Origin of the sequence: Nocardia aobensis NBRC 100429 (genome assembly GCF_000308375.1) — a bacterium.
GTDB classification, from domain to species: domain Bacteria; phylum Actinomycetota; class Actinomycetes; order Mycobacteriales; family Mycobacteriaceae; genus Nocardia; species Nocardia aobensis.
This window is the reverse complement of record NZ_BAFQ01000170.1, coordinates 16,750-32,471: the sequence shown is the minus strand read 5'-3', so window position 1 is coordinate 32,471 and position 15,722 is coordinate 16,750. Positions and strand designations below refer to the sequence as shown.

General features: G+C 68.6%; 17 protein-coding genes. 7 read left to right on the top strand and 10 right to left on the bottom strand.

The features are described from left to right. Nucleotides 1–21: 21 nt before the first annotated feature. From RJ03_RS22505 to RJ03_RS22475, 7 genes are read right to left on the bottom strand one after another with little or no spacing between them, the layout of a single operon-like run. Complete coding sequence (locus RJ03_RS22505) at nucleotides 22–729, bottom strand: class II aldolase/adducin family protein (protein ID WP_036505574.1); 708 nt, start codon at nucleotides 727–729, stop codon at nucleotides 22–24. Nucleotides 730–736: 7 nt separating this feature from the next. Continuing rightward, entirely contained in the window at nucleotides 737–1,906 is a 1,170-nt protein-coding gene (locus tag RJ03_RS22500) for an LLM class flavin-dependent oxidoreductase (protein WP_036505573.1), read from the bottom strand. After that, a complete protein-coding gene (locus RJ03_RS22495) occupies nucleotides 1,903–3,033 on the bottom strand; it encodes an LLM class flavin-dependent oxidoreductase (protein WP_036505595.1) in 1,131 nt (376 codons plus the stop codon). Before RJ03_RS22495 ends, RJ03_RS22500 begins: the two co-directional genes overlap by 4 nt. Continuing rightward, complete coding sequence (locus tag RJ03_RS22490; protein ID WP_036505572.1) at nucleotides 3,030–4,055, bottom strand: ABC transporter substrate-binding protein; 1,026 nt, start codon at nucleotides 4,053–4,055, stop codon at nucleotides 3,030–3,032. Before RJ03_RS22490 ends, RJ03_RS22495 begins: the two co-directional genes overlap by 4 nt. A gap of 15 nt (nucleotides 4,056–4,070) precedes the next feature. Beyond that, entirely contained in the window at nucleotides 4,071–4,823 is a 753-nt protein-coding gene (locus tag RJ03_RS22485; RefSeq protein WP_036505594.1) for an ABC transporter ATP-binding protein, read from the bottom strand. Then, complete coding sequence (locus RJ03_RS22480; protein WP_036505571.1) at nucleotides 4,820–5,659, bottom strand: ABC transporter permease; 840 nt, start codon at nucleotides 5,657–5,659, stop codon at nucleotides 4,820–4,822. The genes RJ03_RS22485 and RJ03_RS22480 overlap by 4 nt, the downstream gene beginning before the upstream one ends. A 1-nt stretch (nucleotide 5,660) precedes the next feature. Further along, nucleotides 5,661–6,704 (bottom strand): NrtA/SsuA/CpmA family ABC transporter substrate-binding protein, encoded by a 1,044-nt coding sequence (locus RJ03_RS22475; RefSeq protein WP_036505570.1) that lies wholly within the window; start codon nucleotides 6,702–6,704, stop codon nucleotides 5,661–5,663. Nucleotides 6,705–6,985: 281 nt separating this feature from the next. Here RJ03_RS22475 and RJ03_RS22470 point away from each other — a divergent pair, with 281 nt between their 5' ends. After that, complete coding sequence (locus RJ03_RS22470; protein WP_036505569.1) at nucleotides 6,986–7,732, top strand: IclR family transcriptional regulator; 747 nt, start codon at nucleotides 6,986–6,988, stop codon at nucleotides 7,730–7,732. Nucleotides 7,733–7,857: 125 nt separating this feature from the next. Then, nucleotides 7,858–8,667: an alpha/beta fold hydrolase gene (locus tag RJ03_RS22465; protein ID WP_036505593.1), complete on the top strand. Its 810-nt coding sequence runs from the start codon at nucleotides 7,858–7,860 to the stop codon at nucleotides 8,665–8,667. Nucleotides 8,668–8,670: 3 nt separating this feature from the next. Here RJ03_RS22465 and RJ03_RS22460 read toward each other — a convergent pair whose 3' ends face one another. After that, nucleotides 8,671–9,648, bottom strand: coding sequence for an adenylate/guanylate cyclase domain-containing protein (locus RJ03_RS22460; RefSeq protein WP_036505568.1), 978 nt, complete (start codon nucleotides 9,646–9,648; stop codon nucleotides 8,671–8,673). Nucleotides 9,649–9,784: 136 nt separating this feature from the next. Here RJ03_RS22460 and RJ03_RS22455 point away from each other — a divergent pair, with 136 nt between their 5' ends. Next, on the top strand, nucleotides 9,785–10,636 hold the full coding sequence (locus RJ03_RS22455) for a SigB/SigF/SigG family RNA polymerase sigma factor (protein WP_036505592.1): 852 nt from the start codon (nucleotides 9,785–9,787) through the stop codon (nucleotides 10,634–10,636). A gap of 4 nt (nucleotides 10,637–10,640) precedes the next feature. Here the strand turns inward: RJ03_RS22455 and RJ03_RS22450 are convergent, their stop codons facing one another. Then, the gene (locus RJ03_RS22450) at nucleotides 10,641–11,438 is read right to left on the bottom strand and encodes a hypothetical protein (RefSeq protein ID WP_036505591.1); all 798 of its coding nucleotides are present in this window, start codon (nucleotides 11,436–11,438) and stop codon (nucleotides 10,641–10,643) included. An 89-nt stretch (nucleotides 11,439–11,527) separates the two neighbouring features. On the opposite strand from RJ03_RS22450, the gene RJ03_RS22445 reads away from it, so the two are divergent. The 4 genes from RJ03_RS22445 to RJ03_RS22430 all read left to right on the top strand — a co-directional run bounded on the left by RJ03_RS22445 (nucleotide 11,528) and on the right by RJ03_RS22430 (nucleotide 14,685). Beyond that, nucleotides 11,528–12,130, top strand: a complete 603-nt coding sequence (locus tag RJ03_RS22445; RefSeq protein WP_036505567.1) for a DUF4232 domain-containing protein — start codon at nucleotides 11,528–11,530, stop codon at nucleotides 12,128–12,130. 157 nt (nucleotides 12,131–12,287) lie between these two features. Next, nucleotides 12,288–13,238, top strand: coding sequence for a hypothetical protein (locus tag RJ03_RS38975; RefSeq protein ID WP_306304685.1), 951 nt, complete (start codon nucleotides 12,288–12,290; stop codon nucleotides 13,236–13,238). 54 nt (nucleotides 13,239–13,292) lie between these two features. Continuing rightward, nucleotides 13,293–13,628, top strand: a complete 336-nt coding sequence (locus RJ03_RS22435; RefSeq protein WP_036505566.1) for a PQQ-binding-like beta-propeller repeat protein — start codon at nucleotides 13,293–13,295, stop codon at nucleotides 13,626–13,628. Nucleotides 13,629–13,635: 7 nt separating this feature from the next. Beyond that, nucleotides 13,636–14,685: a glycoside hydrolase family 183 protein gene (locus RJ03_RS22430; RefSeq protein ID WP_036505565.1), complete on the top strand. Its 1,050-nt coding sequence runs from the start codon at nucleotides 13,636–13,638 to the stop codon at nucleotides 14,683–14,685. Nucleotides 14,686–14,693: 8 nt separating this feature from the next. Here RJ03_RS22430 and RJ03_RS22425 read toward each other — a convergent pair whose 3' ends face one another. Further along, complete coding sequence (locus tag RJ03_RS22425; protein WP_036505564.1) at nucleotides 14,694–15,656, bottom strand: DUF5996 family protein; 963 nt, start codon at nucleotides 15,654–15,656, stop codon at nucleotides 14,694–14,696. Nucleotides 15,657–15,722 lie beyond the last annotated feature (66 nt).

Here is a 15,722-nt window from a genome sequence, read left to right as displayed (position 1 = left end):
CGGGAAAGTATGGAAGGGGGGTCAGATCAGCCCGCGACGGCGGGCCTCGTCCGCGAGGCCGGTGCGCCCCCACTGCACCGCGAGGTTGGACTTGTCGAATTCGACGGAGCCGCCGAGCGTTTCGGCGATCGCCTGGTACTGCGCGCCCTCCTCGAGCAACACGACCAGCTTCGCCAGCTCCAGCAGTCCGCCGCGCCCGATGACGTTCGCGCCGCCGTTGGCCTCGAAGATGGCGATGAGGTCGGGGTCGCGGGTCAATTGACCGAGGATGAAATCGCCCGCGCCGATGCTGCGATCGATATGCGGCGGGATCTCCCGCGACAGGGTCAGTCGCTGCACGGCGGCATAGCGGATCGGGAAGACGCGGTGCGTCTGCGCCCAGCCACCCAGCCAGGGGCTGTGCACGTGCACCACGGAAGTGATCTCAGGGTGCGCGCGGAACACCGCGGCGTAGCCGGTGACGAAGCCGGCGGAACCGGTGCCGGACAGTACTTCTCCGTCGAACGTGGCGACCACGGGTCGCACGGTGCGGTCGTCGGCCCAGGGGCCGGGCTCGTTGAGCGCCACCGCGATGTCGTGGCCGGGCACGCGTTCGACGAAATTGACGGTCCCGTTGCCGGCGACGGTGCCGGTTTCGCGGAACACCCGGAACGCCTTCTCGGCGTCGCGGGTGGCGGCGGCGACGAATTCGGTGACGGTGTCGTCGAGCCGGATTTCGGTGGTGGTCACGATTCTCCTAGTGGGCGTGCGTCAGTGCGGGGGTGGCCTCGGGTGCGGTCAGACGGGAGCGGCCGAGCAATGGCAGCACTTCCTCCCCGACCCGATAGGCCTCTTCCAGATGCGGGTTTCCGGCGAGGATGAAGGCGTCGACGCCGAGGTCGATCAGTTCGTCGAGGCGCTGGGCGACCTGTTCGTAGCTGCCGACCAGCCCGAAGGCGGGCCCGCCGCGGATCAGGCTGAATCCGCACCAGACGTTGGGTTGCACCTCGAGATCCCGGTAGCCGGTGATGGTTTCGGGGACCCAGCCCTTGATCCGCGCCGCTCCCACCGAATCGCCCTGGGCGGCGCGATTGGCGGCCTCGCGGTCGACGAAGGCCCAGCCCTTGCGGATCTCGTCCCACGCGGCCTCTTCGGTGTGCCGGGCCAGGATGTCGATGCGGACCGCGAATTTCGGTGTGCGGCCGATCTTTTCGGCATGGGCGCGAACGCCGTCGAATTTGGCGCGCAGGTCGGCGAAGGGCTCGAGCCAGGACAGGTAGTAGTCGGCGTGGCGTCCGGCGGCCTGCACCGCGGCGCCGGAGGACCCCGAGAAGTACACCTCCGGGAACGGTTGCCCGGCCAGGCCCGGCGGCAGGGCGGCGGCCTCGGTGTGGAAGAACCGGCCGTCGTGGGTGTACGGCCGCCCGTCCCACACTCCGCGCAGCACGTCGAGGAATTCGCTGGTGCGGGCGTAGCGGTCGTCGTGGGAAACCTTGTCGCCCCACCACAATTGGGCCGGGCCCCCGCCGCCGCTGATGATGTTGTAGACGAGCCGCCCGCCGGTGGCGCGCTGCAGACTTGCCGACATGCGGGCGGCCTGCACCGGGTGCAGGAAGCCCGGCTGGAAGGCGACCATGAAGCGGTAGGTGGTGGTCTCGCGGGCCAGCGCGGCGGCGAAGGCCCACGGATCCTCGGTGACCGGGAACGAGGGCAGTAGTCCGCCCAGGAATCCGGCGGATTCGCTCGCTCGCGCGACCGCGGCGACGTGATCGATATAGCTGTAGCCGTCGAGTTCACCGCCGCGCACAGCCGGGGCGATATTGCCCGGACCGTAGCCGCCGGCGTTGCCGCGGTTGTGGCGGCGCGGGGTGCGCAACGAGGCATGGTCGCCTTCCATACCGATGCGCCAGTAGATGTCGATCGTCACAGCGCGACCTCCTTCAGGGTGCGTCCGGCCGGATCGGCGAGGAACAGCAGATGCTCACCGGCGCGGTGTATCTCCTCGATGTGCGGATGTCCGGACAGCACGATGGTGTCGAAACCCGTTGCGGCGTATACCTGCAGCTGCCGGGCCACCTGCTCGTAACTGCCGACCAGGCCGATGGCCTGCGGATAGCCGAGCAGGTCGAATCCGGCCCAGCGGCCGTCGCCCAGGGCCAGCGATCGCGCGCCCGGCCCGTCCGGGCGTACCTCACGCCATTGCCGTTCCGCACGCGCCCACGCCTCGTCCTCGGTCTCGCGCGCGATGACCGGGATCTCGAGTCCGGCGCGCACGGTGCGACCGGTCTCGCCGGCGCGGGCGCGCAACGCGGCCAGTTGTTCGGCCGGGCCGTCGGGGGATTCGGTGAACACGTGCACATCACCGTGACGCGCCGAGAGATCCAGGGCCTCGGGCGAGGTGCCGGACAGGTACACGGTCGGGAAGGGCAGGCCCGACAGCACGCCGCGGAAACCGCCGTCGATCACGTCGTAGAAGTCGCCCGCGAGATCGAATCCGGTGCCGCGGAACCCGGCCGCCGGCACCGCATCGTGGTTCCACACACCACGTGCGACGGTGAGGAATTCCGCGGCGCGCCGGTAGCGGTCGGCGCCGGACACCCGGTCGCCGCGTGAGCGCGCCTCCGCCTCGTCGGTGTCGACCGCCAGTCGCCAGCCCAGCCGCCCCGCCGACAGGCGCTGCAACGTGACCGACATCTTCGCCGCGTAGACGGGAGTGCCGAAGGCGGGCTGGAATTCGACGATCACCCGGCTGTGCCGGGTGGCGCGCAGGGCGCCGCCGGCGACGATCCAGGATTCCTCGCCCAGCGGGTCGTAGGGCGCGAGCACGCCGTCGAGTCCGGCCAGTTCGGCGGCGTCGATCACCTGGTGCAGGTCGTCGAAGGGGCCGAAGCGGCCGGGGCGCACATCGGTGGGTTCACGATCGGGCGCGCGATCCCCGCTGAGCCCGCTCGCCGGGGTGGGCGCCGGATCGCCGAAACCGCCACGATGCCGCAGTTCCGGTCGCGCGCGGCGGCCGTCACCGCGGCTGGGCAGCCGCCACAGGTATTCGGTCATGCCGCCGCCCGTCCGGCCGCGACCAGCTCCCGCGCCCGGGCCAGCGGCTCCGGCGCGACCCACGATTCGAGATCGAAGTCGGTGGCGAGGAAGCCGTGGGTGTAGAGGAACTGTTTCTGCACGCCCAGCAGCTCCAGCCGTTCTTCGTCCAGGCTCGGATGCAGGTTGCGGTGGAAGTCCTCGCCGTAGGCGGCCACGACTCCGGCGGGGCCGGACAGGGTTTCGCGTTGCAGCACCGTGCGGACGCCGTCGAGATTGTCGCCGGCCCAGTCTGCGGCGCGCAGACTCTGCGCGAGGAAGTCGACCACCACCTCGGGCCGGGTGTCGAGTAGTTGCTGATGCACGGTGATCGGGCGCGGGGTGCCGTTGTTGACGCGCAGCCGCAAGCTGTCGGTGGCATCGAGGTCCACCGCCACCCGCAGACCATGCTCGGCGGCGACCTCCTGGGCCCGGGCGCCCTTGACGTAGATCGCGTCCACCTCGCCGCGCAGCAACTCCTCCGCGCCCCAGGTGACGCGGCGATCGCGCTGCTGAACATCGGTGCGCACCTGCGGATCTCGTTCCACGGCGAGTTCGACCACGGTGACATCGGCGAGGGTCAGACCGCCCAGCCGCAGCGCGTTGCCGAAGCCGTGCAACGCCATGGCGCGCGGGAAGCTGCGGGCCTGATCCTGCGCCCAGGCCGGAATACCGACGCGCAGACCGGCCAGATCGGTGGGCGAGGCGACCGGGGAATCCGGGCCCACCAGGATGGCTTGCGATTCGTCGATCCAGGTGAGGCCGATGAGCCGGGTGGGCGAGCCGGCGGCGCGGGCCGCCAGCGCGGGCACATTGCCGCCTTCGCGCACCAGGCCGGCCAGCCCGTGGTCGAAGTGGAATCCGGCCAGTTCGGGTCCGGCGTCCTGCAGGACGCCGAAGGTGAGGCCGCCGCGCTGCGCGGCGTCCCCGAGCCAGCCCAGGCTGTGCGCCAGACCGCTGGCGGTCGGGACGGGGCAACGGGTGTACCAAAGGGTGTCGGTCATGAAAAGCTCCGTGGTTCAGGGAATCCGGTGGTGGTCGGTGGTGTGGCCGACGCCGAGTTCGGCGAGCAGAGCCGCCTGATAACGCAGGGCGGCGGGGTCGGTGCGGTCGCGCGGCCGCGGCAGATCGATATCGATGTCGACGGCGAAACGGCCCCGGTTCAGGACGAGGACCCGGTCGGCCAGCCTGACCGCCTCGTCCACGTCGTGGGTGACCATCAGCACCGCCGGGCGATGCCGCGCCACCAGGTCGCCGACGAGGTCCTGCATCTGCAGCCGGGTCAGGGCGTCGAGCGCGGCGAACGGTTCGTCCAGCAGCAGCAGTTCGGGCTCCCGGACCAGTGCGCGCGCGAGTGCGGCGCGCTGGGCTTCGCCGCCGGACAGGGTGGCGGGCCACTGCCGTGCCTTCTCGTCGAGTCCGACCTCGGCGAGGGCGCGCAGGCCCGCCTCCCGGACCGGCTTGGAACGGCGTTGCCCGACAACGACATTCGCCAGCACCCGTTTGGACGGGATGAGCCGGGGCTCCTGGTACACGGTGGTGCGGACGGCCGGAACCAGCACCTCGCCCGCATCCGGAGCCTCCAGGCCGGTGAGCAGTCGCAGCAGCGTCGTCTTGCCGGTGCCGCTGGGCCCGAGCAGCACGACGAACTCGCCGCGGCGGATGCTCAGATCCACACCGTCGAGAACGACCTTGTCGCCGAAGGCTTTTCGCAGTCCGGTGATGTGCACGGCCAGCGGTGCGGCGGTGCGGGTTTCGTCCACGGCGGTCATCGGATCGCCACCTGCCCGCGCCACGGCATCGCGAAGCGTTCGATCAGCCGCACCGCGCCGTCGAACACCAGGCCCAGGACGGCGTAGAGCACGACGCACAGCACCATGTAGTCGGTGCGGTTGTATTCCTGCGCGAGGGTGACCAGATAGCCCACGCCCTTGCTGGTGCCGACCTGCTCGGCCGCGATCAGGCCGGTGATGCTGATGGACAGGCAGACTCGCAGCGCCATGAGGATGCCGGGCAGTGCCGACGGCAGGATCACCTCCAGCACCAGTCGAGGACCGGTCAGCCCGAAGCCGCGTGCGGCCTCCACCACCTTGCGGTCCACATTGCGCACGCCGAGGTAGGTGTAGGCGTACATGGGCGCGACGGTGGCGACCGCGATGAGCAGCACCTTGTACAACTCGTCGATGCCGAACCAGGCGATGAACAACGGCACCAGCGCGAGGAACGGGACGGCGCGCACGATCTGCATCGTCGAATCGACCAATTCCTCACCGAGACTGGTCAATCCGGCCGCCAAGCCGAGCAGCAACCCGGCCGAGACGCCGAGCCCCACCCCCAGCCCGGCGCGGACGAAGGAGGCGAGCGCGAAATCGATCAGCTGACCGTTGTGCACCAGTTCGGTGAACGCCGACCAGACCTTCGGCGGGCCGGCCAGCACCTCCGGCGACAGCGCGCCGGTGGCCGACCCGATCCACCAGCCGGCGAAGATCAGCACCGGGAGCAGGAAGCGCAGCGGCACCGAAAGCCATGCGGGTCTGCGTTTCTCGACCCGGCTGCGCGGCGGTGCGAGCCGGCCCGTCGATGCGGCGGGAACGATGACGGCGGTCATGTCAGCGGCCCGTTTTCAGCGCGGCCAGCTGGTCGGGGGTGAGCTTGGCCTTCAGGTCGTAGAAGATGTCGGCGGCGGTGATCTTGCGGCTGATCACACCGTTGCCGGCGAACAGGTCGACCACGTCCGCGAGGTCGGTGGCATCGGATGCCAGTGGCAGGCGTGGCACGGTGGCTTCGCTGTCCACCCGGATCGCGTCGGCGAGCCGGGCGCCGGTCAGCGCGCGCGGGCCGGTCTGCTCGAAGACGTTCTCGAACGCGGACGGATTGTCGTGCTGCTGAATGGTCAGCCCCTGCAGCACCTCCAGATATTTGGCCGCGACCTCCGGGCGCTTGTCGAGGATCTCGGTGCGGAAGACCACCACCGTGTTGTCCTTGGAGCCGATGCTCTGTTCGGTCGCGATCTCCACACCACCGTTGGCCTTGGCCTCCTGATAGGGCACCAGGAACGAGGCCCAGGCGTCGACCTTGCCGGTGGCGAAGGCCGAGGCGGCGTCCTTCTGCTGCAACGGCACCCGCGTCACCTTGTCGGCCGGCACGCCCGCCTGGGCGAGGGCCTTCAGCAGGATGTATTCGCCCTTGCCGGCCGGGTTCACCGCGACGCGCTTGCCGACCAGTTCGGCCACCGAGTGGATGCCCGATTCCTTGGTGGCGATGATGCCGCTCTGGTCCTTACCGGCCGGATCCTGCACCGCCACGATGCGGACCGCGACATCCTTCGACAGCGCGCCCACGACCGGGCTGAACGCGGCCCCGGAGATATCGAGTTGCTTGGTGTTGAACAGCTTGAGCATGGAGCTGAAACCCGGTGTGGTGTTGACCCATTCGACCTTGGCGCCCAGGGGAGCCAGGGCCTTGTCGAATGTGCCGTCTCGTTTGGCCACCGCGAGCGGACCCGCGTTGCCCGGATCGGCCACCTTCAACACCAGCTGCGATCCGGCGCCGGATTCGGACGCGGATCCGGAGCCACACGCCGCGACCAGAGCGACGACGGGGGCGAGCGCGAGCGCGAGTCGCCAACCGTGTGGCCTGCGCGTGCGGAACATCGTGGAGCACCTCTTCCGAATCGGGAACCGAAGTCGAGTGATATCCAGCGACAGTAGGGACGGACGGACCTCGTTACGAGGTAATGCTTTCCGAGGATCGGAAGGCTTGACGAAACCTCGGCTCCGGGTGTATTCCGGCGCACGAGTCCTCTGTACTGGCCAATCAGCTTGATCGAGGCGACTTTTCGCGCAGGGTGATCCGAATTCGATGCGGGTTCGCTTTCCGAATAATGGAATGAAAGAGGGGGTGCGGGCCTGCTTCCTGTGTTACCGTCCCCGGCGTGGAAGCCTCCGGAGTGCAGACCGTCACCCGCGCGCTGTCGGTCCTCGACTGTTTCCGCGACGGCGACGAACGCGGCGTATCGGAAGTCGCCCGTCAGCAGGGCCTGGCGGTGAGCACCACTCACCGCCTCCTCACCGCGCTGGTGCAGGCGGGCTTCCTGGAGAAGGACGAGGCCTCCAGCCGCTATCGCATGGGCGGCGCGCTCGCCGAATACGGTCAGATCGCCTACCGCCAGCACCGCATCTATCTCGCCGAGCCGAGCCTGGAACAGCTCGCGGCCACCACGGGCGCCAGCGCGTCGGTCGCGATCCGCCACAGCATTCATGCCGTCCTGCTCGGCACCAGCCGCTGGCGGGAGACCGACGGACATCGGCTGATGGGAGTCCGCCTGCCCCTGCACGCGAGTGCGCTGGGCAAGGCCCTGCTCGCCTGGTCCGGGGCCTCCGACGAGGTCCTGGCCACCCTCTCCTACGACGAGGGCACCGCCCGGTCGGTCTCCTCCCCGGCCGAACTCCGTGCCGAACTGGATCGCACGCTCGCACGCGGTTACGCCTACAACGACGAGGAGCTGGACCCCGGCTTCCGCACCATCGGCCTGCCGATCCTCACCCGGGACGGCGACTGCCGCTTCGCGCTCGGACTGCGCGGGCCCACGGCGCTGATGATCCCCGAGCGACTCCCGCTGTTCGTCGAGCTGGCCAAGGTGACAGCCGCCGACATCGCCACCCGCTTCGAGGCCGGCTGAGCGGATCTTCGCCGAACCGCTGCCGGTGCGTGCCGAGAGCGCTATCGTCGCTGCCAGGTCGCCTTTGCCCATTGATTGCCGGTCGTGTGCATCTGCCCGCCGGCGCAGCGATGAAGGGACACGCCATGAGAATTACCCGTTTCGCGCAAGCCGTGTCGATCGTGTTCGCGCTGATCGCCGGTTTCGTCGTGGCGGCACTCGGACCCGCAAATGCCCAGTCCATGCCGACGATCGTGCTGGTGCACGGTGCGTTCGCCGACACCACCAGCTGGGATGCGGTCGCCGGGAATTTGCGGGCGCGGGGCTACCCGGTGGTGGTGCCCGAGAATCCGCTGCGCGGACCCGCGTACGACGCCGCATCGGTCGAGAAGACCGTCGCCGGCATCTCCGGCCCGGTGGTCCTGGTCGGCCACTCCTACGGCGGCGCCGTGATCACCAACATCCACAATCCGAACGTGCGGGCGCTCGTGTTCGTGGCGGCGTTCGCGCCGGCGCAGGGCGAGCCGGTGGCGCTGGCGCTGGACCCGATCCGCTTTCCCGGCAGCCAATTGCTGCCGCCCGCACTGCAGATGAAGATCGTCGACGATCCGACCAACGCCGTCGGCCGCAACCTCGACGCCTACATCGCCGACGCGTCGTTCCATCAGGTGTTCGCTCCCGATGTCAGCGATGCGACGGCGGCCACCATGCTCGCCCACCAGAAGTCCCTCGCGGTGTCGGCGAATATCGAGCTGTCCGGGCAGCCCTCGTGGTCGAGCACGCCTAGCTGGTATCTGGTCTCCGCGAACGACACCGTGATCCCGCCCGCCGCGCAACGGTGGATGGCCGGCCGGATCGGCGCGCACACCAGCGAGGTGCAGGCGTCGCACGTGGCGCTCGTCTCACAACCCGACGTGGTGGCCGATGTGATCGCGTCGGCGGCCTCGACGACCTGAGGATCAGCGTTGTCTGCGCTGCCGCTCCCGCAGCACATGGGACCGCAGGCGGGAGAATCCCTTGACGCGCACGCTGCGTAGGTGACGCAGGGAGAATTCGGTGTCGCCGGCCAGGGCCGCGGCCGCGCCGTCGTCCACGAGCACCGTTCCGGGGCGGGCGACGCCGGTCAGCCGGGCGGCGGTGTTGACCACGGTGCCGTAGAGATCGCCGAAGCGGGTCAGCACCGGCCCGTAGGCCAGGCCCACCCGGATCTGGGGCATCTCCGAAATCGTCTGTGCCGCCCGGCCGATCGCGATGTGCAGGTCCAGCGCGATGCGCGCGCCCCGGTGCGGATCGTCGACGGCGAACATCACTTCGTCGCCCACGTTCTTGATCACCCAGCCGCCGTGGGCGGTGATGGCCTCGGTGGTGGCGGTTTCGAACGCTTCCAGCAGATCGGTCAGCTCGTCGGGGTCCAGGTGTCGCGACAGCCGGGTGTAGCCGGCCATATCGGCGAATCCGACGAGTAATTGCCGTGCGGCGCCGTCGGATTCGAGGGATCGGGTCAGCGCCGCGGCCAGATGCCGCCGCCACGCGTACTGCTGCAGATCGGTGAGCACCTCGATGGCGTGGGCGGTGGCCTCGGCATCGGTGCCGGCGCCGAGTTCGCGGGTGATCAGGTCCGCCTGCCATTCGGCCAGTCGCGCCATCGACTGCCCGAGGGTGCGGGCGGCGGCAATCTGGTTCTGCTCGTTGACATTCGAAGCCGGGCCCAGTGCGCAGAAGGTGCGGACCGCGGCGACGTCGGCGTCGGTGAACGCCGCTTCGTCGTCGCTCGCCGCGGCCGGGAAGCCCAAGGCGATCCACAGTTTGCGGGCGTTGTCGACCGAGACACCCGACAGCTCGGCCACCTGAGCGCGGGTGTAGCGGCGGGGGCCACCGAGAAGAGTTGTTTCGACCACCGCGTCGACCACGTCGGTCGACTCACCAGACTCGCTCACCCGGCAAGTACAGCACATCGCGGCACGGATGCCACCGCCGTCGCCCGCGACGGATTCGACCGAAACTTCTTGTTTGAGCCTCCGAGTCGCGGATACCCAGGGCGGCATGGTTCATACGGAAGCTGCGGAGACGATCATGAGCACCGATACCACTGCTGCCTCGACCCGTTCCGCCACCGCTCGCGACGACGGTGGCCGCAATTCCTATGACGGGATCGAAGATTCGTTCCGTGCGCTGGCCGAACTCGAGGCCACCGACCCGCGCCGCGCCCGGTTGCGGGAGCAGATCATCGCCGACTGCATGCCGCTGGCCGCTCACATCGCCCGCCGGTACGAGGGCCGCGGCCAGTCGCGGGAGGATCTGCAGCAGGTCGCGAACCTCGCGCTGGTGCTGTCGGTGGACCGTTACGACGTGTCCCGGGGCGCACCGTTCCTGGGCTTCGCCGTGCCGACGATCATGGGGGAGGTGCGGCGGTACTTCCGCGACAGCGGGTGGGCGGTGAAGGTGCCGCGCCGGATGAAGGAACTGCGCGCCCGCATCTCCCAGCACAGCCTGGTGCTGTCCCAGCAACTCGGTCGCGAGCCCAGCAGCCATGAACTGGCCCGCGCTCTCGACGTCCCGGTCGAGGAAGTCGTGCAGGCGACCGTGGCGGCCAACAGCTACCTGTGCGACTCGCTCGACGAAACCCAGTCCGCCGAGAGCGACAGCCCCACGCCGCTGGGTGCCCGGCTGGCGGTCGACGAACCGCGCTACGAGTTCACCGAGGACGCGATCACGGTGAAACCGCTGATCGAGGCCCTGCCCGAGCAGGAACGCAAGATCTTGATCCAGCGCTTCTACGAGAGCAAGACCCAGTCCGAGATCGCTGCGCTGCACGGCATCTCGCAGATGCAGGTCTCGCGGATCCTCAGCCGGGTGCTCTCGGGGTTGCGCGAGCAGGCTCTCGCCGAGCCCGCGCGCCCCCGGCATCTGCGCGCGGTGGCCTGACCTCCTACGCGAAATTCGCCGTGATCCAATCCGCCGCCGCCGTGGTCCAGGTGACGCCGGTGCCCGGCATGTCGTGCGCCGGGTACAGCACGTGCTGACCGTCGGGATACGGGGTGAGGTAACCGATCACGCCGTTGACGGCGGTGGCGAAGCGTTGCAGGTTGGCCACCGGATTCGACATCAGGAACTGCAGCAGCTGCGCGAAGATGAGATAGCTCGCGTTGCCGAAGCGGGCGCCCTCGACGAACGAGAACGGTGAGATTCCCACGTCGATGATGCGCAGCGGCGAGTCGGCCGGGGAGGCGGTGATGATGTCGCCCGGGTTCGCGTACTCCCGTGTCGCGACCGCCGCGGGCCAGGTGCCGTGTTGGCCGTGCAGGCCGAAGGTCGTGGGCGGGCACAGGTTGTTCACCGAATCGCCGGCCTTGCGCAGCGGGTTGGCGATGAAGACGGCGAAGGCGATCTCGAGCGGGCTGCCGTCGGTGTTGGTGTACTCGCCCCGGGCCACCCCCTCGAGTATCCGGCTCGCACAGATGCCGCCGAGCGAATAGCTCAGCAGCGCACAGACGTTCGGCGACTGCTGGATCGCCTCGACGCCCGCGGCGATGCCCAGCCGGACCGAGGTGTCCAGCGACGGCCCCCACAGATTCGGATCCGGCCCGACGGAGGCGGGCCAGTCGGGTTCGAAGAAGCTGAAGCTCTCGGTCGAGAGCAGATCGGTGACCGCGGCCAGCGTCCCCGCAGGGCTGCCGTCCGCGTTCCGGGGCTCTCCGGTTCCTCGCAACGTGATGATGTCGATCATCGGGTTCTCCTTGCCCGCGACGAACTTCGACGGATCTTCCACGGTCGGCCCCGAACCGAGTACGGTCGGGAGTTGTGAAAAGAAGGCGGATGGCGTGGTGGTCGCTCACCGCGGCCGCGGCTGTGACCGTCGCGGGCTGCGGATCGGACCAGTCGGCGCCGGACACTCCGAATACGAGCGCGGCCCCGGCCCTGCACGTGGGTTCGGTACCTTCGAACGATGGTACTCCGCCCACCCGTGCCGCGAATGCCGTTGCGCCACAATGCCGGACATCCGATCTCGCGGCCGCGCTGGGGCCCTCGAACGCCGCCGCCGGAACTGTCGCATTTCCGATCGTGTTCACCAACAACGGTTCCGGCTCGTGCGTCCTGGAGGGGTTCCCGGGTGTCTCCTATGCCGCCGGCCCCGACAGCTCGCCCGTCGGCGCCCCGGCCGCCCGCGACGGGAGCGCGCCCGGACCGGTTCAGCTGGCACCCGGCGGCCAGGCGTCGGCGCTGGTGTTCGCGGTCGACGTGCACAATATCCCGGCCGACCAGTGCGGGCCCGTCGACGTGCCGGGACTGCGAATCTACCCGCCCGACAACACCGTATCGCTGTATCTCGACCGTGCGGCGACGGCGTGCGGTAACGGACAAATGACTACGCACCAGTTGCGGGTCCGCGCCCTCGTGCCGGGCGCCGAGGGGCGGTAATTCGATCTTCCACGGGTTTCGTTGGGACACCGTCGATTACGACGCGGTCACGAGAACCGCACTATCGATGACGAGACAGGCGTAGCCTCGGACAATGAGATAGCCACCCACTCGAAACCCGGTCCTGCCGAGGACCGGTCGACTCTTGGAGGGGAATATGGTCGATTCCCTTTTCGCCGACGTGTCCGAGTTCCAAGTGCCGGTCGACGACTCGTATCCGTATCAGCTCTTCTCGTTCCGTTCCAACGACGGGACCTATCAGGACCACAACTTCTATTCGAACTATTCGTGGGCGGCCCGGGCCGCCGATTCCGGACGCATCGCCTGCTTCATCGTCTACTTCTACTGGCGGCCGAACTGGCTCGATACCGTCGACACCCACCGGAGCATGGTCGGTCAGGCGGGTGGTCCGCATCCGAAGATGATCACGATGATCGACGTGGAATCGGGCGGCAACCCCGGCGGGGATCAATCGGACGGCATCAACCGCGCCTACTGGCGGCTCGCCGATTGGCTCGGTTCGACCCGGCGGGTCATCGGCTACGCCAACCGCCCGGATTTCGACAGCATGTGGCCGGTGCGGCCGGACGGCTTGAACATGATCGGCGCCGGTTACGGCAGAAATCCGAACCTGCCCGGCCAGATCGCGCACCAGTACACCGACGGCCAGGGTTACGGCGGCGGCCTGCCCGAGGGCGCCTCGCCCTTCGGCAACTGCGATATGAACTCCGCCGACGGTTTCTCACCGGAGGATTTCGCCAACCAGGTCGGGGTCGGCACGGTGGCAACGGATCCGGTGACCGACATGTGGATTCAGTTCATGGGCATCGGCGGCAACGGCTGGCCGCAACTGGCCGGCCACACGCTCGTCGACGGTGTCGCCAGCGTGGGACAGACCCTCGGTCTGCCGGGCTTCGCGGCGCCGCCGGGGCCCACCCAGGTGCCGTTGCCGCGTGACTCCGACGGCCGCATCCGCGACGAGTGGATCCAGATGCGCGGACTGCAGGGCACCGGCTGGCCGCAGCTGGGCGGCTGGTCCCTGGTCGACGCCATCGCGGCCATCGGGCAGAAACTCGATATCGCCGGCTTCCAGCCTCCCAACCCGTAAAGCCCCCAGCCCCGTACCGTCCCAACCCTGTCAAGCCTCCGACGGAGTATTCGCATGCCGACAATCGCCAGCACGAACGGCCGCTTCTTCGTGATCACCGACTGCGTGCCCCAGGTCCGGGCGGCGGCGACGGCCGCCGCCGCGGGCGGCACCCTGGCCGCCCTCACCACCGCCACCGCCGCGGAGATCACGTTCCCGGAAGGGGCTTTCGCCGACGTGGCAGCCTGTGCCACACCGCAAACCGGGCCGACGGCCTGGTTCGCCACCTTCAACGGCGGGGTCCCCGACGGCTGCGTGTATGCCATCGACCTCACCACCGGGAAGGTGTGCACCGACAACGCCAACCGAGCCGCGGCATGGACGCGATTCGTCCTCGCCGCCCCGGCATGAGCCGGCGATGGCGACGCACTGGGGGACACCGCTCACCGGGTTCGCCGGAAGTACGGCGAGGCAATTCGGAGTAGGTGGCACCGATCTCGGAATCCCTTACAGCCGAGAACATTTCGCGCCGGGCCGGTCTGGCTTCGTCTTCGGCGACACGTTCACCGGTGACAGTCAGGGGTCGGGCACGTGGCTCGGCTCGCCCGTGCTGCTGTTCAGCTCCGACCTCCCGGACGCCACCACCACCTTTTCCGCGACCCCCGGTGGCGCGCCGGCGCGACAGGCCCTCACCTACACACACAATGCCGACAACGGTTACGGGTTCGAGGTCAGCCGCATTCCCAACGACGCGTTCGTCGATCCGAACGGGCGAACGTGGCTGACCTACACCAGCGTGCACGACTGGAGCGTCCCCGACGATCGCCACGGTGCGCTGTTCTGCGGGCTGGCCTACTCCGACGACGACGGCGCCACCTGGACCGACTACGCGGCCGTCTGGCCCAACGACGGCAGTGACGGCTACGGCGGCTGGAGTCCGTTCATGATGCAGTCCTTCGCCGGCATCGGGAACGACAACGGCTATCTCTATATCGTCTCGAAGGAGTGGGGGCGCAGCCACAATCGCAACGGTCCGATCCTGATGCGCGTGCCGTGGCAGCAGATCGCCGTCCGCGGCGAGTACGAATACTGGGGCTACGACGGTTCGGCCTGGCGGTGGGGCAATCCCACTCCGACGCCGCTGTTCGGCGGGATGGGGCCGATCGGCGAGGTGAGTGTGAAGAACATCGCCGGGACGTGGGTGATGTCCTACTTCGACGTCGCCGGCGCCTGCATCGCCACCCGCACCGCACCGGCCATCGACCGCGTCTGGACGGCGCCGAAGCGCCAGATCGTCGCCTCGGCGCCGTGGTGGCAGTTCTGGGTCCGCACCTTCCCGCAGCTCTACGGCGGCTTCATCCACCCCCGGTCGAGCTCATCGACGGACATCACTCTCTATGTCTCCCAATGGAATACGACTACAAACAGCCCGTACTGGGTGATGCAGTTCGACGGCATCACGCCGTAGCCGCGGGGTCAGCGCAGCGACGACCAGGGCGCCGCCGCGCGCTTCTCGGCCCACCGATGCGGATCGCATTCGAGCTCGCGCCGATCCCACTGGCCCAATTCGGCTGCGGCCGAGTATGTTTCGTGTAGAAACGCGGCAACCAGAGCGTTCGGATCATCGGCCGTCCGCACCGTTTCGTACGGCAGGACGAATTCCCCCAGCGCGGCGGCGTAGCCCGCTCCCGGCACCTGCAACTGCCGTTCGCGGTAACCCTCCGGTTCGGGGTAGGCGTAGGCGTAGAACGCCCCTTCCTCCCCGCCGCCGGGCCAGAACCCGCAACTGCTGAGTTCGCGGGAATAACCCTCCACCATGACCCAATCGGCACAATGCGGCGCACCGCCACCGTGTTCCGGCGCCGTTCGCCCGGAAAACCGGGTGTAGGCCAGATCCATCGCGCCCCAGAAGAAATGCACCGGACTGGACTTTCCGATATATCCCGACCGGAACTCGTCGAGGGCGCGATTCGCGTGTACGAGCTGCCGCCAGAACGTCTGCGCGGCTTCCGGATCGTAGGATGCGTGCCGGGTGTCCTCGGCGAACGGAATGGACGGCTCGACCTCGTTGGGCCGCCCCTGAATTCGCGTGGTCAACCCCAGCTCGTCGAGCGCCCGCATGGTTTCGGCGTAGAACTGCGCCACCGATTTCGGCTCGAGCGCCACACTGCGACTGTCGCCGGTGTCGGCGCGGATCACCAATTGATGGGCGAGAAAGTCGAATTCGATATCGAACAACCGATCACCATAGGGAATCGCCGGCGTCGCCAACCCCCGCGGACTCACGAAAAGCGTGACCTGCCACCAGTGATTCAACAACGGAGCATGCGCGAGCCGAACCTTCCCCACCACCTGCATCCACATATGCAGCGTCTCGCGAGTATCCGCCCACTCCGCCACCCGCAACCGCGGCCACGCGGTGAAATTCGTCTTCGACATATCGGTGGTCCTCCATCGCTGACGAGGTCGATTCGGACCCGGAAGCGACGAGTTTCGATTTCCGGG